Source organism: Sphingomonas sp., from assembly GCF_035944535.1.
Lineage (GTDB): Bacteria > Pseudomonadota > Alphaproteobacteria > Sphingomonadales > Sphingomonadaceae > Sphingomonas_B.
The window spans coordinates 315531-340083 of sequence record NZ_DASZBC010000006.1; the positions used below are offsets into that span (position 1 = coordinate 315531).

The window sequence follows — 24553 nt, forward strand, 5'->3', positions numbered from 1 at the left end:
TGATGCTCCCTACGCTATGGCTGACATGATCTCAGGTGCGAGCGCCCCTAGCATGGCCTTCGGCCCGCACGGAAGAGGGTCGCCGCTCGCCCTGATCGCAGGCGCTCTAGAGGCTTGGCTGGAGCGCGAACGCGAGCAGCTGCCGCTCTGGCTTCCGGTGATGCTGGGGCTCGGAATCGCGCTCTGGTTCGTGCTGCCCAATGCAAGCGGCTGGTTGGCGGTGATCGCGGGCGGTCTCGGCGTGGCACTTGCTGGAGTGGCTGTCGGGCTGTCGCGCCGCACGGGCGTGGCGATGCTCGTCGCAGGCCTCGCCATCGCCACAGGCTGCGCCCTGGTGTGGAGTAAGGCGGAGCGGGTGGCTGCGCCCGTGCTGACGCGGCCGGCGGTCGTCACCTTCGCGGCCGATGTCGAGCGGGTGCAGCAGCTCGCGGCAAAGGATAGCGTGCGCGCGCTGCTGCGGCCGCTCGGCGCGCCCGATCTGCCTAAGCGGCTGCGGGTGAACATCGCAAATGGCGATGCTCCGGCGGGACTGGCCAAGGGCGATCGCATCCGGCTCAGGGCACGGCTGATGCCGCCTCCGGGCGCGGCCTTGCCGGGTGGCTATGACTTCGCCCGCACCGCCTGGTTCCAGCAGCTCGGCGCCACCGGCAAGGCGCTCGGGCGCGTGGAGCGGATCACCGCTTCGCCCAGCGGCGGCTCGCTGCGGGAGCGGATCGGCGCACACATTCGCGCGGCGGCGCCCAGAGGATCCGACGGCATCGCGGTGGCGCTGGTCACCGGCGATCAGGGCAGCGTCAGCGAAGCCGACGCCGAAGCGATGCGGCGGTCCGGGTTGGCGCATCTGCTCTCCGTCAGCGGCTTGCACATCAGTGCGGCGGTGGGCGCCGCGATGCTGCTGACGCTGCGGCTCTTGGCGCTGAGCCCCATGCTGGCGCTGCGCTGGCCGCTGATGCTGATCGCCGGCGGGGTCGGTGCCGCGATCGGCATCGCTTACACCCTGCTGAGCGGCGCCGAAGTGCCGACCGTCCGCGCCTGCGTGGCGGCGCTGCTGGTGCTGGCCGGTATGGCGATCGGACGCGAGGCGCTGACGCTGCGGCTGGTCGCAGCCGGCGCGCTGATCGTGCTGCTGATCTGGCCGGAAGCATTGGTCGGCCCGAGCTTCCAGCTGAGCTTTGCCGCCGTCACCGCCATTGTCGCGCTGCACGAACATCCCCGCATGCGCGCCTTCATGGCGGCGCGAGACGAAGGCGCGCTGTTCCGCCTCGGCCGCAGCACCGTCGCGCTGCTACTGAGCGGGCTCGCGGTTGAGTTGGCGTTGGCTCCGATCGCGCTGTTCCACTTCCACAAAGAGGGGCTGTACGGCGCCATCGCCAACATCTTCGCCATCCCAATCACCACCTTCATCGTCATGCCGCTGGAGCTGCTTGCGCTGATTTTCGATCTAGCCGGGCTCGGCGCGCCTTTCTGGTGGTTGACCGGCAAGAGCATCGCGCTGTTGCTCTGGATCGCGCATCTGGCGGGCAACGCACCCGGCGCAGTCGCCATGCTTCCTACCTGGCCCGCCGCCGCCTTCGCGCTGATCGTCGCCGGCGGTCTGTGGATCTGCCTGTAGCGCAGCCGGGTCCGCTGGGGCGGAGCTTTGCCCTTCGCGGCGGGCGCGGTGTGGGCGGTCACGACTCCGGCGCCCGACCTGCTGGTCACCTCGGACGGCCGGCATCTGGCGCTCAGGACGGAGGAGGGGAGCTACGCCCTGCTCAGGCCCAAGGCCAAGGACTTCGTCCGCAACATGCTGGCCGAGGCCGCCGGCCGGGACGAGGAACTGACCGACCTGGACGCACTGCCCGGCGCTGCCTGCACCGCCGACGCCTGCCTCGCCACCCTCCGCCGGGGTGGCCGCAACTGGCGCGTGCTTGCGACCCGCAGCGCCTATCTGATCCCGATCGAAACGATGAACCGCGCCTGCGCCGAAGCCGACATCGTCGTCAGCGACCGCCGCCTGCCGCGGACCTGCAAGCCGAAATGGCTGAAGCTCGATCGATTCACGTTGAGTCGCACCGGCGGGGTCACCGTTCAGCTCGCCTATGCACCTAACGTGAAAGTGACAAAACACGCAGGCGACGAGCACCTTTGGCTACGAACTGAGTTCCGGAGACGAACGCCTGTTCGCGATCTCCAATAGTGCAATGTCTACTATCGCCCCTTGCGGACGTTAGCCCGCCGCCCGCTCACATGCCTCAATCGCCTGAAGTGCCAGACTGTCCATGAAGTCGTCGCCGGATGGCTCGGCAAAGGCGCGGAGGTCCGCCAAAAGTGAGGGATGTGCGACGATGAACGCCGCTTCGAATAGCGGAAGCGGCACGTGCTCGCCGGCAAGCTCCCTCTGCAGAAACGGCAAAGCCGCCGTCTTGTCACGCTGAGCCAAGCCAAGGATAGCCTCGGCACGAACATACTCGTTTTCGTCGTCAGCAGCGTGGAGCAGAGCCTTGCGCACATCGGCGCTGTCGATGTCCTGTTGAGCCAATAGGAGCGTTGCCCAGTCGCGGTTAGCGGGAAGCTCGTCTCTCGTCATGTCGATGAGGCGGAGCAGGTTTGCTTCGGCGTGTTCACCGCCGATGAGGGGCGCTTCATCATCGATAAGGGCCTTCAAGAAGTCGGACGGCGGCTCGTACCGCTCGTTCATGGCGGGACGGTAAAATGCTTGCGTCCGCAAACCAACCCGTTGCCGGCACGCTATCGTCGAGGCATCCACACGCGATGAACGATTATGCTGATGTGGATCGCGTCATCCAGAAGTGGGTGGAGGTCACCGCTTCAACTCTCTTCACGGAGTGGGAAGGGAAGCCATTGCGGTTCTTCCACGTCCCCGGAAAGCCTCAAAGTGAGTGCTTCCAAGTAGTGGTGTTCTCACCCTCCGGTGGGACCGTTTCCGTTCAAGCTGCCTCAGTCGACACCAATGACGACAGCGAGTTTTTGGAGGTGTGGGAGGGCGAAATCAGCGACTTAGACGCCCTGCTCGGGACGGCTGTAGCCGCTGTTCAGAGCTGGAAAGATCGAAACCACACGAACGACCGCTAACCACCCATCGCGGATGTCCGCTACGCTCTGCAGAGTGGGCGATGAAGTTTGAGATATCGCCGCACGTAACCACTAGAATGGTTCTGCTTGTCCTCTTTACGAATGTAGCCTTTTTGGTGGGCTATTTGCTTCTTTTGGGACTGATGACCCCCTGGTCGTCTACACCATTTCGAAGTTCACGACTTTAGCGTTAGCGTGCATCGTGGCCGCAATTGTGACTTGGCGGCGAGTCAGGCAATGATGCAGCCGCCCTAATAAGTAGAAGTCTGGTTTCCACCCATTGCGGACCCGGGCGCTTGCAGCGACAATGAGGCATGGCGAATGTCCGGCAGATTGCGGGCGGGGTGGTGCATGAGCTGCCGGAGGACCTTGCGGCGGCTTTGAGCGCCGAGCCTGCGGCGCTTGCGACTTGGGAGGACATCACGCCTCTCGCGCGAAACGAGTGGATCTGCTGGGTGATCTCGCCGAAGAAGGCCGAGACGCGGGCAAAGCGGGTTGCTTGGGGGATTGAGAGCCTGGGCGAAGGCAAGCGCCGCCCATGCTGCTGGCCCGGCTGTCCCCATCGGGCGAAGGGGACAAAATGACGGCTTCCCGGATCGTGGAATCAGGCTCTCTGCACATCCGGGAAGGCGATCTGGCTGGCGAGCCAATACGTGCGCTGCTGACGCTGCATCTTGCCGGCATGCACGCCAACTCGCCGGCAGGGCATGTGTTTGCCCTCGACCTGTCGGGATTGCAGGCGCCGGACGTGACCGTCTGGAGTGCCTGGCAGGGGGACGCGATCGCGGGCGTTGGCGCGCTGAAGCAGGTGGACGCGCTCAGGGGCGAGGTGAAGTCGATGCGGACGCACCCGGACCATCTTCGCAAGGGCGTGGCTGCGGCGCTGCTGGAGCACATCATCGGCGTCGCGCGCGGGCGCGGATATCGCTGGCTGAGCCTGGAGACGGGGAGCGGCCCCGGCTTCGAGCCGGCGTTGTCGCTCTACCGCCGTCGGGGCTTCGTCGATGGCGAAGCGTTCGGTGATTATGTGCGCTCCGACTTCAACCAGTTCCTGCACCTCGACCTGACGCGCTGATCTGATCGACGGACGCGTTCCGCCCTTCGACGAGCGCGGTCGCCTTACGTGTGCGCGGGCCTATGCTGGGCTGGGGAGATTTGGATGATCCGAACCGTCATGACTCTGGCCGCGCTGATGCTCGCTCCGGCGGCGCTGGCGCAGGAAACGCTGCAAACGCTCGGCCAGAAAGCGCGGGCCGCGCGGGAGGCGAAAGACTATCCCGCCTATCTGAGCGCTGTCGAGCAGATGCGGGCGATGCTGCCTTGGTCGCCGGCCATGCAGTACAATATGGCGCGGGCCTATGCCCTGAACGGGCGCAGCGCCGAGGCGCTGGTCCAGCTGACGGCACTGGCCGATGCGGGTTGGGGCTTTGATGCTGCCGGCGAAGCGGTGCTCGCGCCACTGAAGGAAGTTCCGGGCTTTGCCGTCGTGGCGGAGCGGCTGGCGGCCAACAGCCGTCCTCATGGCCAGGCGATGCCCGGCCGCAAGCTCGGCCTCCCCGGCAAGCAGCCGGAAGGAGTCGCGGCCACGGCCGACGGCGTGCTCTATGTCGGAGCGTTGAAGGAGGGCATTCACCGGGTCGACGCTAACGGCCTGACCCGGCTCTACGCACCGCCCGCGGGCTGGGGCATTGTCGGCCTGCGCATCGATGCACCGCGCCGCGAGCTGATTGCCTGCGTCAGCGACGAAGCGGCGGGGAAAGGCCGGCTGGTCCGCCTGGCGCTGCCCGACCTGGCCGAGCGCGCCGCGCTGGACCTGCCGGCAGCAGGCGCCTTCTGCAACGATAGCACGGTGCTGCCTGACGGGCGCGTGGCACTGACCGACTCGACAGGCGGGCGAGTCTGGATCGCGACGCGGAGCTCGGTGACGCAGGTAAAGCTCGATAGGCCGCTCATCTACCCGAACGGCATCGCGTATAGCGGCGGCCGCCTCTATGTCGCGGACCAGGCTGGGCTGCGCACGGTCGATCCGGCCACCGGAGCGTCGCAGGAGGTGAGCGCCGCCGGCACGAGCCTGGTCGGCATCGACGGTCTGATCGCGCATAATGGCAAGCTGCTCGCGGTGCAGAACGGCACTCAGCCGGTTCGTATCCTCCGCATCACGCCGTCGCCGGGCGGCAAGGCCCGAGTGGACGTGCTCGCGTCCGGGCACCCGTTCCTGGCCGGCGCCACCACTGCCGCCGTCCGAGGGGACCGGCTGCTGGTGCTGACCCAGACCGGCATCCCCAACGGCAGCCTGCCCGATGATCCGATGCTGGTCGAGGTGCCGCTGGGAGGAGGTTAAGCCCCCTCGGTCTCAACGCCGCTCGGCCTGATCCTGAGCACGTCGAAGGATCGAAGGCCTGCTTTTGCTCCTTCTGGCACCAAGAAAAGAACAGGGCTTCGACAAGCTCAGCCCGAACGGCCGGGCTGGCTCAGAATTATGCCTCAGTACCGCCGCAACAAGCCCGCTAGACACCCCTGCACGCGGACGCGGTTGGGCGTGTAGCGTTGCGGATCATAGGCGCGGTTGGCGGGATCGAGCCGCACCATCGCACCCTCGCGGCGAAAATATTTGAGCGTTGCCTCGGCATCGTCGACCAGAGCAACGACGATCTGTCCGTCGCGGGCGGTTTCGGCGCGGCGGATCAGGGCATAGTCGCCGTCGAGAATGCCCGCCTCGACCATGGAGTCGCCGGCGACCTCCAGCGCATAATGCTCGCCCGGCCCGAGCAGGGCGGCGGGCACGGACAGGCTGTTCTGCCCTTCCAGCGCTTCGATCGGCGCACCTGCGGCGATCCGGCCGTGGAGCGGAATTTCGAGCACATTCTCGTTCGCCGCCGCGGGCACCGGCACCTTAGGCTTGGCAATTGGCACCACCTTGCGCTCGACCAACTCCGGCATCTTCACCACTTCGAGCGCGCGTGCGCGGTTCGGCAGGCGGCGGATGAACTGGCGCTCCTCAAGGGCGGAGATCAGCCGGTGCACGCCCGACTTGGATTTGAGGTCGAGCGCGTCCTTCATCTCCTCGAACGAAGGGGAGACGCCGCTTTCGGCCAAGCGATCGTGGATGAAGCAGAGCAGTTCATGTTGCTTGCGCGTCAACATCGCAGGACCTCCGCAGAACGAATGCGGAACGTCTATGACGCGCAGGCGTAACGGTCAAGCGCTTAGTGGAACATCCGCGAACGGGAGCGGCTCAGGCGCCGAACAGTCCCACTTGCCGCCCGATCTGACGGTGCATGATGGTGGGCGGCACGTCGGCGATCTTGCGCCGGCCGTGGAAAAGCTCCGCGCCAAAACCGTTCGGCACGGTCCGCGCCTTGCGCACCGCAGTGAGATCGTCCTGAGCCTCGACTTCCTCGGGCGCCACATGCTGCCCGTCGGACCCGAGGTGATAGAGTCGATACCAAGCCATGATTGCCCCACAGTCCAATGCGGAAGCCCAAACGCTCGGACGCGGGCGGAGTTCCGGCGCTGATTGGCTGATGTGGATCAAAGAGGGTGAGGCGGCACCTACTGCAAACAGGCGTCCATTCCCTCACGCCGGACCACGCCCATGCGGCGGACAATGGTGTTGCCGTAGCGGCGGGTATAGCCGGTCGGGGCGGCGCCGGGGCGTTTCTTCGGCAGCGGCAGGACGGCGGCAATGCGGGCGGCCTCGACTGGGCTCATCCGTGACGCGTCATGCTTGAAATAGCGCTGGGCGCCGGCGTTCGCGCCATAGGTGCCGATGCCGGTCTCGGCGATGTTCAGATAGACTTCCATGATCCGCCTCTTGCCCCAGATCGTCTCGATCAGGACGGTGAACCAGGCCTCCAGCCCTTTGCGGAAATAGCCGCCGCCCTGCCAGAGAAAGGCGTTCTTCGCGGTCTGCTGGCTGATCGTCGAGCCGCCGCGCAGCACTTTCCCGCCGCTGGCGTTGCGGAAGGCCGCCGCGGCGATCGCATCGACGTCGAAGCCGCGATGCGAGCAGAACTTGGAGTCCTCCGCCGCGATTGCCGCGCGTGCCATGTCCGGGTCGATGCGGTCGAGGCTCATCCAATCCTTCTCGACGCTGCGCCCACCGAGCACATCGCCCATCATCGTGAAGGTGAAGGGCGGCGGCACGAAGCGGTAGATCAGCACCCAGGCGAGCGACAGCAGGACGAAGCCGAGCACCAGCCGGAACAGAAAACGGATCGGCCGGAAGCGCCGCTTCGGCTTGGGGCGAGAGGAGGGGCGGGGGCGGGCAACGCTTGCCATGGCACCTGCTATCGCAAGCCTGCGCCGTCGTCATCCTCTGCCCCGTCATTGCGAGGAGCGGAAGCGACGAAGCAATCCAGGACCTTCCGACGAACTGGATTGCTTCGCTACGCTCGCAATGACGAATATGGCCGGTGTGACTTACGCCAGCGCGAGCAGCCGCTTCTCTCCGGCGAGCCGCATCATCGCGCGCTGCAGTTTTTCGAACGCGCGCACCTCGATCTGGCGGACGCGTTCGCGGCTGACGCCATAGACCTGGGAGAGTTCCTCCAGCGTCTTTGGCTCCTCAGCGAGCCGCCGTTCGGTCAGGATGTGCTTCTCGCGATCGTTCAGGTCGTCCATCGCCTCGAGCAGCAGCTCGTGGCGGACCTGCTTCTCCTCTTCCTCGGCGATGCGCTCGTCCTGCAGCGGATCGGTGTCCGCCAGCATGTCCTGCCACTGACTTTCCGAATCCTCGCGCATGGTGACGTTCAGCGATGTGTCCCCACCCATCGCCATGCGGCGGTTCATCGAGATCACATCGTCTTCGCTGACGCCGAGATCGGTCGCGATCTTGGTCACGTCCTCGGGCTTGAGGTCGCCATCCTCGAAGGCGTCGATGCGGTTCTTCATACGGCGGAGATTAAAGAAGAGCTTCTTCTGCGCCGCCGTGGTGCCCATCTTGACGAGGCTCCACGACCGCAGGATGAATTCCTGGATCGAGGCCCTGATCCACCACATCGCATAGGTGGCTAGACGGAAGCCCCGGTCCGGCTCGAACTTCTTCACGCCCTGCATCAGGCCGATATTGCCTTCGGAAATCAGCTCCGAGACCGGCAGGCCATAGCCGCGATAGCCCATCGCGATCTTGGCGACGAGGCGCAGGTGCGAGGTGACCAGCTGGGCGGCCGCTTCCGGATCGCCATGCTCCTGATAGCGCTTGGCGAGCATATATTCCTGCTCGGGCGCCAGGATCGGAAACTTCTTGATCTCGGCGAGGTAGCGATTGAGGCTGGCCTCGCCGCCCAGCGCCGGAATGGTCGCCGGTACGTTTCTGCCATTGGCCATGATATTCTGTTCTCCCTGCCGACGCTCCCCGCCTTTTGTCCGGTGAGCAAAAGCTTAACAAACCTATACCGCCAGTGCGCTTAACAGTTCCTGCATGTCACTCGGCATTCGACTGTCAAACGACAAACTTCGACTATCGATCGGATGGACAAAGCCGAGCCGTGCCGCATGCAGGGCCTGCCGTTCGAAACCCAATGTTTTCAAAACCTCGCGCGTGCCCGGCCGGCTGCGCCCATAGACCGGGTCGCCAAGCAACGGGTGGCCGATCGACGCCATGTGCACGCGCACCTGGTGCGTGCGGCCCGTTTCGAGCCGGCATTCGACCAGCGCCGAGTCGCGAAGGCGCTGCTCCAGCCGCCAATGCGTCACCGCACGCTTGCCGCGACCTTCGCCGACGATCGCCACCTTCTTCCGGTTTGCGTCCGACCGGGCGAGGTTCGCATCGACCGTGCCTTCGCCGCTCTTCGGCAGCCCCGCGACGATTGCCTTGTAGCGCCGGTCGATCGTGTGGGCGGCGAACTGCTTCGCTAGACCTTCATGCGCCCGGTCCGTTTTCGCCGCGACGAGCAGCCCCGAGGTGTCCTTGTCGATCCGGTGCACGATGCCCGGCCGGGCGACGCCGCCGATGCCCGACAGATTGCCCGCGCAATGGTGGAGCAGGGCGTTGACCAGCGTCCCGTCCGGATTGCCCGCGGCCGGATGCACGACCATGCCGGCAGGCTTGTCGATGACGATCAAGTGATCGTCCTCATAGACGACCGTCAGCCCCAGATCCTGCGCTTCGTTGTGCGCGGGCCGGGGCGCCGGCACCTCGACCGCGAAACTCTCCCCGGCGCGAGCCTTGATGGCCGGATCGCGCGGTGTCTGGCCATCGCCGCGCCGGACCTGGCCGGCCGAGATCAAAGCCTTGATCCGTTCGCGTGACAATGTCGGCAGCGCCGACGCGAGTGCGCGGTCCAGACGCCAGCCTTCGGCGTCCGCCCCGATCACCGCTTCAACGATGGAAACCCCCCGGCACATTCGTTACGCGGAGGTGGTGACGAGCGTCGGAATTTCAAGCGCGGTGCTGGGCGAACTGCTGGCCCATGCCGCCGCCCCGGAGCATGAAGTCTGCGGACTGCTGTTCGGGACGGGCGAGCGGATCAGCGCCACCATGCGAACGCGAAACGTTGCCCAAGACCCGGTGCGGCAGTTCGAGATTGACCCGTCGGCCTTGTTCAAGGCGATGCGGCAGGAGAGGGCAGGCGGGCCTGCCCTCATCGGCTATTACCATTCCCACCCGAACGGGCAGGCGGAGCCCTCTGGCACCGATGCAGCCATGGCGCCGCGAGATGGCAGATTATGGCTTATCGTCGCCCAAGGCGAAGTTCGGGCCTGGCGCGCGACGCCGGTCGGCCTGGAAGAGGTGCGACTACTTGTTGCCGAGCGCTGATCGTCCGTCATTGCGAGCGCAGCGAAGCAATCCAGCGCAGCGCTGGACCTCTGGATTGCTTCGTCGCTGCGCTCCTCGCAATGACGGGTGAGGAGCGGTGACCGGCTACTTCTTCGCCGTGAGATGGCCGCTCAGATGCTTGTTCATCTCGAACATGCTGACCGACTTCTTCTTGCCGAGCACCTTGCCGAGCTTCTCGTCGGCATTGATCTGGCGGCGGTCCTTGGCGTCCTGCAGATCGTTCTTCTTGATATAGTCCCAGACCTTTTTGACGACCTCGCTGCGCGGCAGGTCGGCTTTGCCTACGATCTCGGCCAACTCGGGTGAAGGGGTGACCGGTGCTGTGATACCGCCGCGCGCGCCGCCCGCCGGCTTGCCGGTCGCCTTCACCTTCTTGACCGCCGCCTTGGTCTCGTCCTTGCCCCGCTTCTCCGCCGTACGTGCCATGGCCGTCACCCTTTCGCTGCTAGCCTATGTTACTGACCCTGCAATACGCCGGGCTCACCGGATCGTTGCGTCACCCCATCCTTAAACACTTGCCCGCCGCGATACGCTTCGTCACAGGACGGCGTCATGACGACCAGCGCCATCGATTTCGCCAGCCTGCTCTGCTCCCGCCTGTGCCACGACCTGCTCAGTCCGGTCGGCGCACTCAACAACGGGCTGGAGCTGCTGGCGGACGAGCATGATCCGGAGATGCGCGCGCGCTGCCTAGACCTGCTGAACGAAAGCGCCCGGGCTTCCGCCAACAAGCTCAAATTCTTCCGTCTGGCGTTCGGGGCGGCCGGCGGCTTCGGCGATCAGGTCGATGCACGCGAGGCGCGCACCGCAATCGAAGGCATGTTTGGCGAGAGCGGCCGCATCGAGATCGGCTGGATGGTCGAGCCGGCAACGCTCAGCAAGCCCGCGATCAAGGTGCTGCTGAACCTGGCGCTGATCGCCGGCGACGCGCTGGTGCGGGGCGGGCGGCTGGACATCGGTGCCGAGAATACGGCGACCGGCACCGAGATGGTGGTCCGAGCCGAAGGGCCGCGGCTGGTGCTCGATCCGGAACTGCGCCGGGCGCTCGAAGGCGGCACCTCGGCCGATGAAGTGACGCCCCGCGCCGCGGCGGCCTGGCTGGCGAGCGAACTGGTCAGGGAAGCGCGCGGATCGATCCAGGTTTCCGGCCCCGACGATCCGTTCGTGATGTTCGGGGCTGTCCTCAACGACGGGTAAACCGGCTCTTAACCGATGAGGCGCCATAGCCCTCGCCACTTAGGTCGAGGGCCCAATGGACGATCTGCTGGCTGAATTCCTGGCCGAAACGCGCGAAACGCTGGACGCATTGTCCGGCGAAATCATCGCGTGGGAAACCGATCCGGGCGACCGGGCGCGCTTGGACGCCATTTTCCGCTTCGTGCACACGGTGAAGGGCAGTTGCGGTTTTCTGGAGTTGCCGCGCTTCGAGCGACTGAGCCACGCCGCGGAAGATGCGCTCGCCGATGTCCGCGCCGGCACCCGTACTGCCGACGGAACGCTGGTCAGCGCCGTGCTCGCGATCATCGACCGCATCGGCGAGCTGACCGAGGCGCTGGAGAGCGGGTCAGAAATGCCAGCCGGCGACGATACCCTGCTGATCGCGGCGCTCTCGGCCGATAATAAGATGTGTCCAGTTACCGGCACCCCGTCTACCCAGGTCAATGCCGCGGTTCCTCGTGCTCCGACCCGCAGCATCCGCGTGCCGCTGGAACTGCTCGATCGCATTATGAGCGGCGTGTCGGACATGGTGCTCGCCCGCAACGAACTGTCGCGCCGGCTGCGCGAGATCGGCGTGGAAGGCGAGGTGGGCGGAGCGTTCGAACGCCTGTCCAACTGTGTCGCCGAAATGCGGGACTCGATCACCCGCACCCGCATGCAGCGGATCGAAAAGCTCTTCTCTGCCTTGCCGCGCATGGTGCGCGACACCTGCGCCGAACTCGGCAAGCAGGTCGATCTGGAGATCGAGGGTAGCGACGTCGAGCTCGACCGCGAGATGATCGAGCTGATCCGCGATCCGCTGACTCACATGGTCCGCAACTCGATCGATCACGGCATCGAGCCGCTCGATCAGCGCCGCAAGCGTGGCAAGCCGGATCACGGCCGGCTGTCGATCGGCGCGCGCCAATCGGGCAACCAGATCGTCATCGAGATCGCCGACGACGGCGCCGGCATCGACGAAGCGCGGGTCGTCGCCAAGGCCATTTCGCTCGGCGTCATCACGCCCGAGCTGGCGAATGCCCTGCCACCGTCGTCGCGCGCGTCGCTGATCTTCTCGCCGGGGCTCAGTACCGCCGACCAAGTGAGCGCCATTTCCGGCCGTGGCGTCGGCATGGACGTGGTCAAGTCCAATATCGAACGGATCGGCGGGTCCATCGAGCTGGAAAACCGTCCGGGTGCCGGGCTGCGGACGATCATCCGCGTGCCCCTGACACTCACCATCATCGCATCCCTAACCGTGTCGGCTGGCGGTCAGTCCTTCGCCTTGCCGCGCGCGGCGATCGAGGAGATCGTGCACGTGTCGAGCGCCGCGATCCGCATCAACACGCTTGGCGACACCCATTTCGCGACGATCCGCGGCCGCACCCTGCCGCTGGTCCATATGGAGCAGGTGCTCGGTCTCGGCTGTCCCCAAACCACCTCGGGCCGCACCATCGTCGTGGTGAGCGCGGGCTCCGGTCTGTCCTACGCCTTGTGCGTGGAGGCGGTGCACGACCATGAGGAACTGGTGATCAAGCCAGCCTCGCCCGCCGTGATGGCGACCGGCATCTATGGGGGCATGTCGCTGCCCGACAGCGGCGTGCCGATGCTGATGCTGGACGCGGCGGGCCTCGCCGATCGTGCAGGCGTACAGGCCGAGGAGGAGGATGTTCTCGCCGGGATCGAGGCCGAGACGGTCGAAGACAAGGGAGAGCTTGTCTCTACGCTTTTGTTTAAAGACCTGTCCGGGCGCCGGCGCGGCATTCGCCTCGGTGTGGTCGAGAGGCTCGAGGACGTCCCCGCCGAGCAGGTCGCCTTCTCGGCAGGCCGGCTGCGCGCCGCGATCGACGGTCGCCTCCTGCCGCTGCTCGGCGCGGACGAGACGCTGCTGGCCGGCGACGCGCCCGTCAAGCTGCTGCGCCTGAGCGATGGCGCCTCGGAACTGGCCTATGCCATCGACGATGTGATCGACATCGTCCAGCTGTCTCCGGAGATGCACGCGGCTGCCTCGGAAGGACCGATCGCCGGCGTGACACTGGTAGATGGCGAGCAGGTCGAACTAATCGACTTGTTCTGGCTCTTTTCTCAGGCCGAGTCCGCCACACGCCCGACGGAGGCCAAGCCATTGTGCCTAATCGCCGAGCCTGAGGATCGCTGGTCCCGCGAGATATTGCGGCCTCTGCTGGAAACGGCAGGCTATCGCGTCGGCTTCGGGGCTGTTGAGACTCAAGCCCAGCCCGACATCATCCTGGCTGGCGCGGATACGCCGGCGGGACAGGTGGCCGCGCCGGTCATCCGCCTGCGGGCGGAGCTGAGCGGCACCAGTGACGACAGCGTCTATCGCTATGATCGGGTCGGACTGCTTTCCGCCATCGAGCGGCAGCTGGCGAAACGGAGCGCCTGATGGAGAAATTGTATCTGATAGCGACGATTGCCGGCCAGCCGGTCGCGATTCGCGCGTCACTGGTCGAGTCGGTGGTCGATCTGGGTGAGGTTGCCCCGGTCCCGCTTGCGCCGCCACACGTGTCAGGCCTCGCGGCACTGCGCAGCAAGGTGTTGACGGTTATTTCCTGCGAACGCTCGCTCCAGCTCGCAGATGGTGGCGAGAAGGGCGGCCGTGCTGTCGTCGTCAGCGTCGAAGGGCATCATTACGGCCTGCTGGTCGGCTCGATCGACGATGCGCGCGTCATCGACGAGCCGCCCCAGCCGATCCGCGGCCGGCTGGAGGCGGGCTGGGCGAGGGTGGCTCTTGGCATGCTCGAGCTGGACGGCGAAGCGCTGCTGCTGATCGATCCGGAGCGGATCATCGCGGGACCAGATGAGGCGCTCGCCGCCTAAGGGCCTGCCGTCGTCGGCCCTTAACTCCGTCCTTACTCTCTGCCGCTAAGCAGGGTCGATCAGAACAAAGGTCGAGTGAACCAACATGAAAACCTGCCTCGTTGTCGACGACTCCAAGGTCATCCGAAAGGTCGCGCGCCACATTCTCGAGACGCTCGACTTCGAAGTCGCCGAAGCCGGTGATGGCCGCGATGCGCTGACCCATTGCGAAGCCTCGCCGCCCGACGTCGTGCTGCTCGACTGGAACATGCCGGTTATGAACGGCATGGAGTTCCTGAAGGCGCTTGGCCTGACCGAGCTGCCCAAGCGTCCCAAAGTCGTGTTCTGCACGACCGAAAACGGCATCGGCCACATCAAGGCGGCGATCGAAGCCGGCGCCGACGAATATGTGATGAAGCCGTTCGACCGCGACACCATCGCCAGCAAGCTCCAGATCGTCGGCCTCGCCTAAGCGCCCGACGATGCCGCACCGGGCCCATTCTGCTGTAGGCGCACGTGCGCCGGCGAAACGGCCTATCCGGCTGCTGATCGTCGACGATTCGGCCGTGGCGCGAGCCGTCTTCACGCGCATGGTTGGCGACCGGCCCGAATTCGAGATCGCGGCGACCGTTCCGAGCGCCAGCGCGGCTATGGTCTTCCTAGCCAGCCAACGCGTCGACATCATTCTGCTCGACATCGAAATGCCCGGGCAGGACGGACTGAGCGCGCTTCCGGACCTGATTCTAGCTAGTCGCGGCGCGCGCGTGCTGATCGTCTCTTCATCTGCCGAACAGGGCGCCGAGGCGACCATCCGCGCCTTGACCCTGGGTGCCGCCGATACGCTCGCCAAGCCGAGCGCAGGCACGTTCGGGGCCCGCTTCTCCGACGTGCTCGCGCAAAAATTGATTCGCATCGGCCACGCGCCGGACGAGTCCGCGTCGGCCGACCGTCAGCGCGAGCAGAGCCACAGCGTGACGCTGCGCGGCTTGAGCGACAATCGCGTCGCGTGTCTTGCCATTGGTGCATCGACCGGCGGGCTGCACGCCCTTTCCGACCTGCTCCGCGGCCTTCCAGCGAGCTTTGGAGCGCCGATCCTGATCACGCAGCACCTGCCTCCATCCTTCATGACCATCTTCGCGGGCCAGGTGCAGGAAATGTCAGGGCGGGCGACGAGCGTCGCACGTCCCGGCGTCCCTCTCGCCCGTGGCCGAGTGCTCGTCGCTCCGGGCGAAGGACATCTCTGCGTCGAGTTGGGCGGCGGTATGCCGCGCGTGCGCATCACCAACGAACGCGTGGAAAGCGGCTGTCTGCCCTCGGTCGACCCGATGCTGGCCAGCGTCGCCGAAGTGTTCGGCGCCTCAGGCGTGGGCGTGGTGCTGAGCGGCATGGGTCGCGACGGCCTACGGGGGGCCGAGCGTATGGCTTCAGTCGATGCCGACGTGTTCGTTCAGGATCGCGAATCTTCGGTCGTTTGGGGCATGCCTGGCGCCGTGGCGGCCGCGGGTCTTGCAAGCGCCATGCTGCCGCCATTCCAGATCGCGGACCTGCTTTCGCGCCGCGATCGAGTTGCCGCATGAGCGCGGACAAGGCGGCGCTTCGCACGCTGACGGCATTGCTGGAGCAACGCACGGGCCAGCAGATCGGACCGAACCGCGTTTGGCGCGTAGAAACGGTGCTCAAATCGCTGATGAAGGAGCGCGGCATAGCCGACCTCCGCGCGCTTGCCGAAGCGGTCGAGAGCCGTCGCGATCCCGGTCTAGCCGGCGATGTTGTCGAGGCGCTGCTCAACAACGAGACCTTCTTCTTCCGTGACGCGCAAATGTTCGATCAGCTGCGCACGACGGTGCTGGAACAGTTTCGCGAACGCCGCGCAACCTCGCGTCGTCTCTCCATCTGGTGCGCCGGCTGCTCGACGGGGCAGGAGGCTTATTCGCTGGCGATGATCTTCGCCGACAATCCGGTGCGGTGGAACGGCTGGACAATCGACATTACCGCCACCGACGTGTCGGACGCCGCGCTCGCCAAGGCCAAGTCCGGCTTCTATACCCAGTTCGAGATCCAGCGCGGCCTTCCGGTCACCTCGATGTTGCGCTGGTTCGACCAGGTGGGGCCCGACTGGCGGGTCAAGCGGGAGCTTTCGCGCTATCTCCGCTTTCGCCGGCACAATCTGCTGATGGCGCAGACCGGCCGCTTCGACCTGATCCTGTGCCGTAACGTGCTGCTCTATTTTTCGCCCGACCGGCGCCGGGAAGCGTTCGACCGCCTGGCCGACTCGCTCGCGCCAGACGGCTTGCTGATGCTGGGAGCAGGAGAGACGGTGATCGGGCAGACCGATGCCTTCATATCGGCGCCCGATGCCCGCGGACTCTACGCGCGCAGTCCCGCCAAGGCGCGCCGCGTCGCCTGACCATCCGGGTTGCAGCCGCGCTGCATGCGGCTAGAGCGACGCCGATGACCATCGCCCCACGCCTTGGCGCCCGCGACTTCGCCGTCGCCGCGGTGATGAACCTGCTCTGGGGTATGAACATCATCGCGGTTAAGATGGCGGTGATCGAGATTCCGCCTATGACGGCCGCCTTCCTCCGTCAGACAATCGTGCTCGCCGTTTGCCTGTCTTGGCTGCGGATCGTGCCCGGCCGCATGAAAGAGCTGCTCGCATTGGGCGTACTGACGGGCGGTGCCTTCTTCCTGGTCATCAACCTGTCAATGGCGGTGGCCGAGAATGTCAGCGCGCTCGCTATCGCGGGACAGCTAGGCGTGCCCTTCTCGATGCTGCTGGCGGTGATCGTGTTCCGCGAGCGCATCCACAAATACCGGATCGCGGGTGTTGCCCTGTCCATCGCTGGCGTCGCCATCCTGGTCTTCGATCCCGCCGTCGTGCACGAACTGCCGGGGATTGCCCTAACCGTCCTGGGGAGCGCGATCTGGGCGGTGTCCTCGCTCATTCAGCGCAACCTGAAGGGCGTTCCGGTGATGACGATGTACGCCTGGATCGGCCTGGTCGGCGCAGCGATGCTGGCACCGGTGGCGCTCGCCTTCGAACCGCATGGTATGCGCACCATTCCCGCCATCCCGCTTAGCAGCTTCGGCTGGGTCGCCTTTTCCGCAATCGGGTCGACCCTGATCGGTCATGGCTCGATGACCTGGCTGTTGCAGCGGCATCCGGTCGCGCTGGTGACGCCGCTGACCCTGCCGTCGCCGGTCCTGTCGGTGCTTTTCGCTTCCTGGTTCTTCGAGACGCCCTTGACGCCCCTGATGATTTTGGGCGGGATCGTCGCGCTGACCGGCGTGGCGATCATCACCATCCGATCGGCTAGGGTGAGGGAGCAGCGCGCTTGAACCAGATCATCGACACGCCCTCGCCGAACTTCGACGAGCGGGACGCGCCGATCTCGATGGTCGTGCTGCATTACACCGGAATGCAGGATGCCGCCTCGGCCATAACGCGACTGGCCGATCCCGAAGCCAAGGTTTCCGCCCATTATGTGGTGACGGAGGACGGGCAGGTGGTCCGTATGGTGCCTGAGGACAAGCGCGCCTGGCATGCCGGCCGCTCGCACTGGCGCGGCATCACCGACATCAACTCCGCCTCGATCGGAATCGAGATCGTAAACCCCGGCCATGAGTTCGGCTACCGCCCATTCCCCGACGAACAAATCGATGCGCTGATCCAGCTTATGCAGGGCATCAAGGAGCGCTACGGCATCACCCGCGGCAATGTCGTCGGCCATTCCGACATCGCGCCCGCGCGCAAGCAGGATCCGGGCGAACTCTTCCCGTGGGCCCGACTGGCCAAGCTGCGCTTGGCATTGCCCCGTCCGACCAAGAACCTGATGGACCCGGGCTGGAGCGACGCCGGCTTCCTGCTCGCGCTCGAACGCTTCGGCTATGAAGTGACGGACCCGCTCGCCGCAACCGTCGCCTTTCAGCGCCGCTTCCGCCCCGAACTGATCGACGGCACCATCGACGGCGAATGCCGCGCTATCCTGCTGGCGCTGCTGCTCCCGAAGCCGCAGGGGGATGAGTAGGGAAGCCTCGCACTGACGGCGCTTCTATGCCTTACTGGCCCCGCCCGGTTTTCTCCTGCAGCGCATCGATCTTCTTTGACGCCTCGGCCTTGCTAAGGCCGCCGTCGAAATCCTCATGCGCCTCTTCCGAAAGCGTCTTGAGATAAGAGGCTTGGGCGCCGGTCATCGGCTCGTCGCCGGTGACCCAATCGTCCGGGTCCTTGTCGGCGTTGCCAATGGGCTGTTCCTTGGGATCGTGCTGGTCGGTCATGCGCTGAGAACGCGCCATGTTCTGGTCTTGTTCCGCACATCCTCGCTCGTCCTGAGCGGAGTGCGGAGCGCGTCGTCGAAGGGCGTTGGCTCTGAGCCGCGCCCCTCGACTTCGCTCGGGACGAGCGAGATAGCAGCGCGCAGGTTCATGCGAAGGGCGAATATTCCAGCCCCAGCGCCTCGGCGACGGCCTGGTGCTTGATCTTGCCGCCCATGACGTTGAGGCCGTTGGCGAGGTGCTGGTCGGCGCGCATTGCCGCTTCCGCGCCCATGTTCGCCAGCTTGACCGCGAAGGGCAGGGTCGCGTTGTTCAATGCAAAGGCGGAGGTCCGCGCCACCGCACCCGGCATGTTCGCGACGCAATAATGGATGACCCCGTCGACTTCATAGACCGGGTCTTCGTGCGTGGTCGGGTGCGACGTCTCGAAACAGCCGCCCTGGTCGATGGCGATGTCCACCAGCACCGATCCGCGCTTCATCGTCTTCAGCATGTCGCGGGTGACGAGCTTGGGCGCCGCGGCACCCGGCACCAGCACCGCGCCGATCACCAGCGCCGCGCTCTGCACCGCCGAGGCGATCGCCGCCTTCGACGCATAGACCGTCTTGATCTGCGAGCCGAAGAACATGTCGAGTTCGGCGAGGCGCGTGTTGGAGATGTCATAGATGGTGACGTCGGCGCGCATGCCGACCGCCATCTGCGCCGCGTTCACGCCGGAGACCCCGCCCCCCAGGATCGCGACTTTGGCAGGCGACACGCCCGGCACGCCGCCCAGCAGCACGCCGCGGCCGCCCTGTTCCTTTTCCAGATAGTGGGCGCCGACCTGCACGGACATGCGGCCGGCCACCTCTGACATCGGCTTCAAGAGCGGCAAGGAACCGTCGCGGGCGGTCACCGTCTCATAGGCGATGCAGGTCGCGCCGGACTTGATCAGGCCATGCGCCTGGTCGGGGTCAGGCGCGAGGTGGAGATAGGTAAAGAGCAGGTGGCGCGGCTCGAGCAGCGCGATCTCCTGAGCCTGCGGCTCCTTGACCTTCACGATCATGTCGGACTGAGCAAAGACCTCCGCCGCCGTGCCGACGATGCGCGCGCCCGCTTCGACATAGTCGGAGTCGTCGAAGTCGATGCCGCTGCCCGCCTTGGTCTCCACGACCACCTCATGCCCGGCTGCGACCAGCTCGGCGACGGAGGGAGGGGTGAGGCCCACGCGATATTCATGGTTCTTGATTTCCTTGGGCACGCCAACGCGCATCTTCGCTCTCCTGGAGATTTGGCTAACGCCTCATAGCGCGAAGTGGCCAGGCAAATCCTTGCAAAGAGCAGTGGTGTAGCCATGGCATTGCGCATAGAAATGGGGCCATGGACCGGATCGACCGAACAATTCTGAAGACTCTGGCGCAGGACGCCCGCGCACCCGTCAACCGCATCGCAGAAGCTGCCGGCCTGTCACAATCGGCCTGCACCCGGCGCATCCAGAGCCTCGAAGCGTCCGGCCGCATCGCCGGCTATGGCGCGCGGCTGGGGCACAAGAAGCTCGGCTTCCACGTCACCGCACTGGTCGACATTACCTTGTCGACTCAGGTCGAAGAGGATCTGGCCCGGTTCGAACGCGCCGTGGCGGAGATCGACGGCGTGGTCGAATGTGCGCTGATCTCCGGCGCTCATGATTATCGCCTGAAGATCGTGGCGAAGGACCTGGACGATTATGAACGCCTGCACCGCGAGCATCTTGGCCGCTTGCCGGGCGTGACGACGATCAGTTCGAGCTTCGTGCTGCGCAGTGTGCCGACGCGCACCGAGGCAGATGCGCTGTTCGGAGCCTGACGATTGCGTGCCTTGCAGAGAGGTGCTAGGCGCGCGCGCCGCGGTTCGCTGGGGGCCTTGAACCGCTTTCGATTGTTATGCGCATGATGATGCTTCATCTTCGATTGCCGCGAGCATGACCGCTCCGGTTGCAGACCCGGCGACCATCTCCGGGGCGTTGGAGCCGCATGCCCAGGTCGATCCGCACGGCCATGGCAATCAGGGCCTGCTGAAGCTCGCGGTCGGCGCGATCGGCATCGTTTTCGGCGACATCGGCACTAGTCCGATCTACGCGTTTCGCGAAACCTTTGCCGGCCATCACCCGCTCGCGCCGGACCAGCTGCACATCTATGGCGTGCTGAGCCTGGTCTTCTGGTCGATGATGCTGATGGTGACGCTCAAATATGTCAGCGTCATCATGCGGGCCGACAATAAGGGTGAGGGCGGTAGCCTGGCGCTGCTCGCGCTGATCAATCGCTCGACACCGGGAAAGCGTTGGAGCGCGCCAATCATCCTGCTGGGGGTGTTCGCGACCGCGCTCTTCTATGGCGATTCGATGATCACCCCGGCGATGTCGGTGCTCTCCGCGGTCGAGGGGCTGACGGTGGTCGAGAACAGCTTTGCGCCGTTCGTCGTGCCGATCGCGGTTGGCATTCTCGTCTTCCTGTTCATGATCCAGTCGCGCGGCACGGCAGCGGTGGGGCGGCTGTTCGGCCCGATCATGCTGACCTATTTCGTCACGATCGCGGCGCTCGGGATTATGTATCTCGTCCAAGCCCCCGGCATCCTTGCCGCGCTGAACCCCTGGTATGCGCTTCAGTTCTTCATCGTCGACCAGTGGAAAGCGTTTCTGGCGCTCGGCTCGGTGGTGCTGGCCGTGACGGGCGCGGAGGCCCTCTACGCCGATATGGGCCATTTCGGCCGCAACCCGATCCGCGTCTCCTGGATGTTCTTCGTGTTGCCGGCGCTGATGCTCAATTATCTGGGGCAGGGGGCTATGGTGCTGTCGCTCTCCCCAGCCGAAGCCGCCGAGACGATCAAGAACCCGTTCTTCTACCTCGCGCCCGAAGCCTTCCGGCTGCCGCTGGTGATCCTTGCGACACTCGCCACGATCATCGCCAGCCAGGCGGTGATCTCGGGCGCTTTTTCGGTCACGCAGCAGGCGATACAGCTCGGCTTCATCCCGCGCCTGCGCATCACCCACACCAGCGCCAGCACGGCGGGCCAGATCTACATCCCCGTTATCAACTGGGCGTTGATGGTGATGGTGATCCTGCTGGTGCTGTTCTTCCAGTCTTCCTCGAACCTCGCGGCCGCCTATGGCATCGCGGTGACCGGCGCCATGACGATCGACGCTTGCCTGATCGCCGTCGTGCTCTTCTCCCTGTGGAACTGGAACCGCGCGATCGCGATTGGACTGCTGGCGCTCTTCTTCACCGTCGACCTGCTCTATCTCGCCTCAAACCTGACCAAGGTGCCCGACGGCGGCTGGTTCCCGCTGCTGGTCGGCGTCGTCGCCTTCACGCTGCTGACCACCTGGGCGAAGGGCCGCAAGCTGATGATCGAGCGGCTGCGCGAAGCGGCGATGCCGATCTCGATCTTCATCGAATCCGCCGCCACCTCGGCGACGAGGGTTCCCGGCACGGCCGTGTTCATGACCTCGACGCCCGATGGTGTGCCGCACGCGCTGCTCCACAACCTTAAGCACAACAAGGTGCTGCACGAACGCGTGATCCTACTGACGGTGAAGATCGCCGATGTGCCGTATGTCGAGCAGGAGACTCAGTGCCAGCTTGAGCCGCTCGGCCATGGCTTCCACAGACTGGTGATCAAATACGGCTTCATGCAGGAGCCCGATGTGCCCGAAGCGTTGCTGCGGCTGACCGGCTGCGGTCCAGAGTTCAAGATGATGGACACGAGCTTCTTCCTCGCGCGCCAGACTTTGCTGCCATCGGCGCGGCCGGGCATGGCGATCTGGCGCGAGAAGCTCTTCGCCTGGATGCTCCGCAACGCGGAGTCGGCCATGGAGTTCTTCAAGCTGCCGACCAACCGCGTCGTCGAACTGGGCAGCCAGGTTGAGATTTAGGCCAGGATCGTCCGCGCCCTCTCGACGAACGCCTTCTTCGCCTCTTCCGTCATCTCCGGCCGGGGCGGCACCTGCACGCCGCGCTTGACCGCTTCCCGTTCGCCGATCCTTTCGGCCCAGGCTTTCAGGTGCGGATGGTTGTCGAGAGTAAGTCCCGGCCATTCATAGGCTCGCACCCAGGGCCAGCAGGCGATGTCGGCAATGCTATATTGCTCGCCACCAAGCCAAGGCGCGTCCGCCAGCCGCCCGTCCATCACCCCGAAGAGCCGATAGCTCTCCCGTTCATAGCGCTCGATGGCGGCCGGGATATGCTCGGGAAAATAGCGCTTGAACACGTTCAGCTGGCCCATCATCGGCCCGAGCCCGCCCATCTGCCACATCACCCACTGGACGACGGTGCTGCGCGCCTTCGTCTCGACCGGCAGGAACTTGCCTGTCTTCTCTGCCAGCCAGATCAGGATTGCGCCCGATTCGAACACCGGAAAGCCGTCATCGACGATTGCCGGGATGCGGCCATTTGGGTTGATCGCCAGGAATTCGGGCGTCTTCTGTTCCTGCGCCGCCATGTCGATGAAGTGCGGCGTGTATTCGAGCCCGCATTCCTCCAGCATGATCGAGACCTTGTAGCCGTTGGGCGTCGCGGCTGTGTAGAAGTGGATCATCTGCGGCTCTCCGAAAGGCTCTCGTGACTGCACCGATCATCGTCACCGCCCTGCTCGGCGCAAGCGATTTCGCCTGGGCGGACGGGCTAAGGCGCAAGCATTTCCCGCCGGAGCGCAACCAGGTACCGGCGCACATCACGCTCTTTCACCACCTGCCGCCCAGCCTTGCCGAAGAAGTGCGCGAACAGCTGAAGGCCGAGTGCCGCGCCAAGGCGCCCGCCGCACGCCTCTCGGGTCTGCGCCATTTAGGCCGCGGCGTCGCCTATCAGGTCGAAAGCCCCGATCTCGAAGCGATTCGCGCGCGCCTCGCCGAGCATTTCACCGGCATGCTGACGCCGCAGGACCAGGCAGTCTGGCGCCCGCACATCACCGTCCAGAACAAGGTCGTGCCAAAGCAAGCCAAGGCGCTGCTCACAGAGCTGGAGGCCAGCTTCTCGACGCGGCCGCTCCAGATCGCCGGCCTTGCCAGCTGGTGGTATCGGGGAGGGCCGTGGGAACCCTTAAGCGAGCACCGGTTCCGCTAGACCAGCTCCTTCAACGGCCGGCTCGTGTCGGCCAGATCGGCGGGGGCCAGTTGGGCTCCGGCTTCGACCAGCTTGCGCCCTTGCACATAATCCTTGGTGGCATTGACGCAGTCGAGCGCGATCACCCGGCCGTCTTTCAGATAGACAACTGAAAAGCTGCGATCCTCCGTCTTGCCGCGCACCACCATATCGTCATGGCCGATCGAGAGGCCGACCGTCTGCAGCCGCAGATCGTACTGGTTGGACCAGAACCACGGCACCGCCTCATAGGCAACGTCCTCACGCATGATCGTCTTGGCCGCGACCGTCGCCTGGTCGTTGGCATTCTGCACCGACTCGAGCCGCACGCGCGCACCACCGGCAAAGCGGTTCCGATGCGCGGCGCAGTCGCCGATCGCGAAGATATCGGGCAGCGATGTGCGGCATTGCGCGTCGACATCGACGCCGTTGCTAGCCGTCGCGCCAGCCGCCAGCAGCGGCTCTACGGCAGGGATGATGCCGATGCCGACGATCGCCAGGTCTGCCGCCACCATCTCGGCGTCCGTCAGCCGAACCCCGGCGAGGCCCGTGCCTTCTGAGTTCAGCTCAAATGCCTGGACCTGTGCGTTCAGCCGGAGGTCGACGCCATGCGCCCGATGCTCGGCCTCATAGAAGCGCGACAATTGCTCGCCCGCCACCCGCGCGAGCACCTGCGGCAAAGCCTCGAACAGGGTCACCTGCTTGCCCAATTTGGTCAGCACGGCCGCCGCTTCCAGCCCGATATAGCCGCCGCCGACCACCGCAACGCGTTCGACCCGCTCCAGCTTCGCCATAATCCTGTCGACGTCCGCTCGCGTCCGGACGGCGTGCACATCGGCGCAATCGGCTCCGGGGCAGGGAAGGGCACGCGCATGGCCGCCCGCCGCCCAGATCATGGTGCCATAGCCGATCTGCTCGCCGTCTTCGGTGCGGACCCGATGCTCTTCCGCGTCCACCCTTGTGACGCGGCGGTCCTGAAGCAGCGTGACAGCACGCTCGTTCCAGAACTTCTTCGGCCGGATCATCAGCCGCTCGAATGGCTTGTCGCCGGCTAGATATTCCTTGGAGAGCGGCGGCCGCTCATAAGGCAGCTCCGGCTCCTCGCCGACGATCGCCACCGATCCCGCAAAGCCCAGCTGGCGGAGCATGATCGCCGCCTGCGCCCCGCCGTGCCCGGACCCAACGATCAGCACGTCGAACTCTTGCAAGCCTATTCTCCCCCGCTGCGTCCGCGCTCTCTCGCCGCTTCGGCATTCAGGTGCAAGGGACCTTGTTGACCCCCGCGCACCCCTTACCTATAGGCCCGCACCTGCCT

29 protein-coding genes are annotated in these 24553 nt (G+C 65.5%); 18 read left to right on the forward strand and 11 right to left on the reverse strand.

The features are described from left to right. The first annotated feature begins 16 nt into the window (after positions 1 to 16). Positions 17 to 1612: a ComEC/Rec2 family competence protein gene (locus VGT77_RS06355; protein WP_327460693.1), complete on the forward strand. Its 1596-nt coding sequence runs from the start codon at positions 17 to 19 to the stop codon at positions 1610 to 1612. A gap of 27 nt (positions 1613 to 1639) precedes the next feature. Further along, a complete protein-coding gene (locus VGT77_RS06360; RefSeq protein ID WP_327460695.1) occupies positions 1640 to 2179 on the forward strand; it encodes a hypothetical protein in 540 nt (179 codons plus the stop codon). A 30-nt stretch (positions 2180 to 2209) separates the two neighbouring features. Here VGT77_RS06360 and VGT77_RS06365 read toward each other — a convergent pair whose 3' ends face one another. Beyond that, a complete protein-coding gene (locus VGT77_RS06365; RefSeq protein WP_327460697.1) occupies positions 2210 to 2749 on the reverse strand; it encodes a HEAT repeat domain-containing protein in 540 nt (179 codons plus the stop codon). 5 nt (positions 2750 to 2754) lie between these two features. Here VGT77_RS06365 and VGT77_RS06370 point away from each other — a divergent pair, with 5 nt between their 5' ends. From VGT77_RS06370 to VGT77_RS06385, 4 genes are all read left to right on the forward strand, one after another. After that, positions 2755 to 3075 carry a hypothetical protein gene (locus VGT77_RS06370; RefSeq protein ID WP_327460699.1) on the forward strand — a complete coding sequence of 107 codons (321 nt, stop codon included), beginning with the start codon at positions 2755 to 2757 and terminating at the stop codon, positions 3073 to 3075. 314 nt (positions 3076 to 3389) lie between these two features. Beyond that, on the forward strand, positions 3390 to 3659 hold the full coding sequence (locus VGT77_RS06375; RefSeq protein WP_327460700.1) for a YdeI/OmpD-associated family protein: 270 nt from the start codon (positions 3390 to 3392) through the stop codon (positions 3657 to 3659). Continuing rightward, positions 3656 to 4150, forward strand: coding sequence for a GNAT family N-acetyltransferase (locus VGT77_RS06380; protein ID WP_327460702.1), 495 nt, complete (start codon positions 3656 to 3658; stop codon positions 4148 to 4150). The genes VGT77_RS06375 and VGT77_RS06380 overlap by 4 nt, the downstream gene beginning before the upstream one ends. Positions 4151 to 4234: 84 nt before the next feature. After that, the gene (locus VGT77_RS06385; RefSeq protein WP_327460704.1) at positions 4235 to 5416 is read left to right on the forward strand and encodes a hypothetical protein; all 1182 of its coding nucleotides are present in this window, start codon (positions 4235 to 4237) and stop codon (positions 5414 to 5416) included. Positions 5417 to 5559: 143 nt separating this feature from the next. Here VGT77_RS06385 and lexA read toward each other — a convergent pair whose 3' ends face one another. The 5 genes from lexA to VGT77_RS06410 all read right to left on the reverse strand — a co-directional run bounded on the left by lexA (position 5560) and on the right by VGT77_RS06410 (position 9423). Continuing rightward, positions 5560 to 6219: a transcriptional repressor LexA gene (gene lexA, locus VGT77_RS06390; protein ID WP_327460706.1), complete on the reverse strand. Its 660-nt coding sequence runs from the start codon at positions 6217 to 6219 to the stop codon at positions 5560 to 5562. A gap of 91 nt (positions 6220 to 6310) precedes the next feature. Then, complete coding sequence (locus VGT77_RS06395; RefSeq protein ID WP_327460708.1) at positions 6311 to 6529, reverse strand: hypothetical protein; 219 nt, start codon at positions 6527 to 6529, stop codon at positions 6311 to 6313. 98 nt (positions 6530 to 6627) lie between these two features. Next, positions 6628 to 7356 carry a monofunctional biosynthetic peptidoglycan transglycosylase gene (mtgA, locus tag VGT77_RS06400; RefSeq protein WP_327460710.1) on the reverse strand — a complete coding sequence of 243 codons (729 nt, stop codon included), beginning with the start codon at positions 7354 to 7356 and terminating at the stop codon, positions 6628 to 6630. Positions 7357 to 7497: 141 nt separating this feature from the next. After that, positions 7498 to 8403, reverse strand: a complete 906-nt coding sequence (gene rpoH / locus VGT77_RS06405) for an RNA polymerase sigma factor RpoH (protein ID WP_327460712.1) — start codon at positions 8401 to 8403, stop codon at positions 7498 to 7500. Positions 8404 to 8466: 63 nt separating this feature from the next. Then, on the reverse strand, positions 8467 to 9423 hold the full coding sequence (locus VGT77_RS06410; protein WP_327460714.1) for an RluA family pseudouridine synthase: 957 nt from the start codon (positions 9421 to 9423) through the stop codon (positions 8467 to 8469). On the opposite strand from VGT77_RS06410, the gene VGT77_RS06415 reads away from it, so the two are divergent. Continuing rightward, entirely contained in the window at positions 9404 to 9835 is a 432-nt protein-coding gene (locus VGT77_RS06415; protein WP_327460716.1) for a M67 family metallopeptidase, read from the forward strand. The two genes, VGT77_RS06410 and VGT77_RS06415, sit on opposite strands and share 20 nt — an antisense overlap. 105 nt (positions 9836 to 9940) lie before the next feature. Here the strand turns inward: VGT77_RS06415 and VGT77_RS06420 are convergent, their stop codons facing one another. After that, entirely contained in the window at positions 9941 to 10282 is a 342-nt protein-coding gene (locus tag VGT77_RS06420; RefSeq protein WP_414713359.1) for an SWIB/MDM2 domain-containing protein, read from the reverse strand. Positions 10283 to 10408: 126 nt separating this feature from the next. Here VGT77_RS06420 and VGT77_RS06425 point away from each other — a divergent pair, with 126 nt between their 5' ends. The 8 genes from VGT77_RS06425 to VGT77_RS06460 all read left to right on the forward strand — a co-directional run bounded on the left by VGT77_RS06425 (position 10409) and on the right by VGT77_RS06460 (position 17898). After that, entirely contained in the window at positions 10409 to 11053 is a 645-nt protein-coding gene (locus tag VGT77_RS06425) for a histidine phosphotransferase family protein (RefSeq protein ID WP_327460718.1), read from the forward strand. 55 nt (positions 11054 to 11108) lie between these two features. Next, on the forward strand, positions 11109 to 13457 hold the full coding sequence (locus VGT77_RS06430) for a chemotaxis protein CheA (RefSeq protein WP_327460720.1): 2349 nt from the start codon (positions 11109 to 11111) through the stop codon (positions 13455 to 13457). After that, positions 13457 to 13891 carry a chemotaxis protein CheW gene (locus tag VGT77_RS06435; RefSeq protein WP_327460722.1) on the forward strand — a complete coding sequence of 145 codons (435 nt, stop codon included), beginning with the start codon at positions 13457 to 13459 and terminating at the stop codon, positions 13889 to 13891. Before VGT77_RS06430 ends, VGT77_RS06435 begins: the two co-directional genes overlap by 1 nt. A gap of 85 nt (positions 13892 to 13976) precedes the next feature. Continuing rightward, the gene (locus tag VGT77_RS06440) at positions 13977 to 14342 is read left to right on the forward strand and encodes a response regulator (RefSeq protein WP_327460724.1); all 366 of its coding nucleotides are present in this window, start codon (positions 13977 to 13979) and stop codon (positions 14340 to 14342) included. A 10-nt stretch (positions 14343 to 14352) separates the two neighbouring features. After that, positions 14353 to 15447, forward strand: coding sequence for a chemotaxis-specific protein-glutamate methyltransferase CheB (gene cheB, locus VGT77_RS06445; RefSeq protein ID WP_327460726.1), 1095 nt, complete (start codon positions 14353 to 14355; stop codon positions 15445 to 15447). Beyond that, entirely contained in the window at positions 15444 to 16277 is an 834-nt protein-coding gene (locus tag VGT77_RS06450) for a CheR family methyltransferase (RefSeq protein ID WP_327460728.1), read from the forward strand. The genes cheB and VGT77_RS06450 overlap by 4 nt, the downstream gene beginning before the upstream one ends. Positions 16278 to 16321: 44 nt before the next feature. Then, positions 16322 to 17209, forward strand: a complete 888-nt coding sequence (locus VGT77_RS06455; protein ID WP_327460730.1) for a DMT family transporter — start codon at positions 16322 to 16324, stop codon at positions 17207 to 17209. Between the two features lie 5 nt (positions 17210 to 17214). Then, complete coding sequence (locus VGT77_RS06460; protein ID WP_327460919.1) at positions 17215 to 17898, forward strand: N-acetylmuramoyl-L-alanine amidase; 684 nt, start codon at positions 17215 to 17217, stop codon at positions 17896 to 17898. Between the two features lie 31 nt (positions 17899 to 17929). On the opposite strand, the gene VGT77_RS06465 is transcribed toward VGT77_RS06460, so the two are convergent. Continuing rightward, complete coding sequence (locus VGT77_RS06465; RefSeq protein WP_327460732.1) at positions 17930 to 18148, reverse strand: DUF3072 domain-containing protein; 219 nt, start codon at positions 18146 to 18148, stop codon at positions 17930 to 17932. A 145-nt stretch (positions 18149 to 18293) separates the two neighbouring features. Beyond that, on the reverse strand, positions 18294 to 19397 hold the full coding sequence (gene ald, locus VGT77_RS06470) for an alanine dehydrogenase (RefSeq protein WP_327460734.1): 1104 nt from the start codon (positions 19395 to 19397) through the stop codon (positions 18294 to 18296). A gap of 107 nt (positions 19398 to 19504) precedes the next feature. Between ald and VGT77_RS06475 the strand changes: the two genes are divergently transcribed. Next, the gene (locus VGT77_RS06475) at positions 19505 to 19969 is read left to right on the forward strand and encodes an Lrp/AsnC family transcriptional regulator (protein ID WP_327460736.1); all 465 of its coding nucleotides are present in this window, start codon (positions 19505 to 19507) and stop codon (positions 19967 to 19969) included. 115 nt (positions 19970 to 20084) lie between these two features. After that, positions 20085 to 22034: a potassium transporter Kup gene (locus VGT77_RS06480; RefSeq protein WP_327460738.1), complete on the forward strand. Its 1950-nt coding sequence runs from the start codon at positions 20085 to 20087 to the stop codon at positions 22032 to 22034. Here the strand turns inward: VGT77_RS06480 and VGT77_RS06485 are convergent. Continuing rightward, positions 22031 to 22696 carry a glutathione S-transferase family protein gene (locus tag VGT77_RS06485; RefSeq protein ID WP_327460740.1) on the reverse strand — a complete coding sequence of 222 codons (666 nt, stop codon included), beginning with the start codon at positions 22694 to 22696 and terminating at the stop codon, positions 22031 to 22033. The two genes, VGT77_RS06480 and VGT77_RS06485, sit on opposite strands and share 4 nt — an antisense overlap. 23 nt (positions 22697 to 22719) lie before the next feature. Between VGT77_RS06485 and VGT77_RS06490 the strand changes: the two genes are divergently transcribed. After that, positions 22720 to 23220: a 2'-5' RNA ligase family protein gene (locus tag VGT77_RS06490; protein ID WP_327460742.1), complete on the forward strand. Its 501-nt coding sequence runs from the start codon at positions 22720 to 22722 to the stop codon at positions 23218 to 23220. On the opposite strand, the gene VGT77_RS06495 is transcribed toward VGT77_RS06490, so the two are convergent. Beyond that, a complete protein-coding gene (locus tag VGT77_RS06495) occupies positions 23217 to 24446 on the reverse strand; it encodes an NAD(P)/FAD-dependent oxidoreductase (RefSeq protein WP_414713360.1) in 1230 nt (409 codons plus the stop codon). The genes VGT77_RS06490 and VGT77_RS06495 overlap by 4 nt on opposite strands. Between the last annotated feature and the right edge of the window lie 107 nt (positions 24447 to 24553).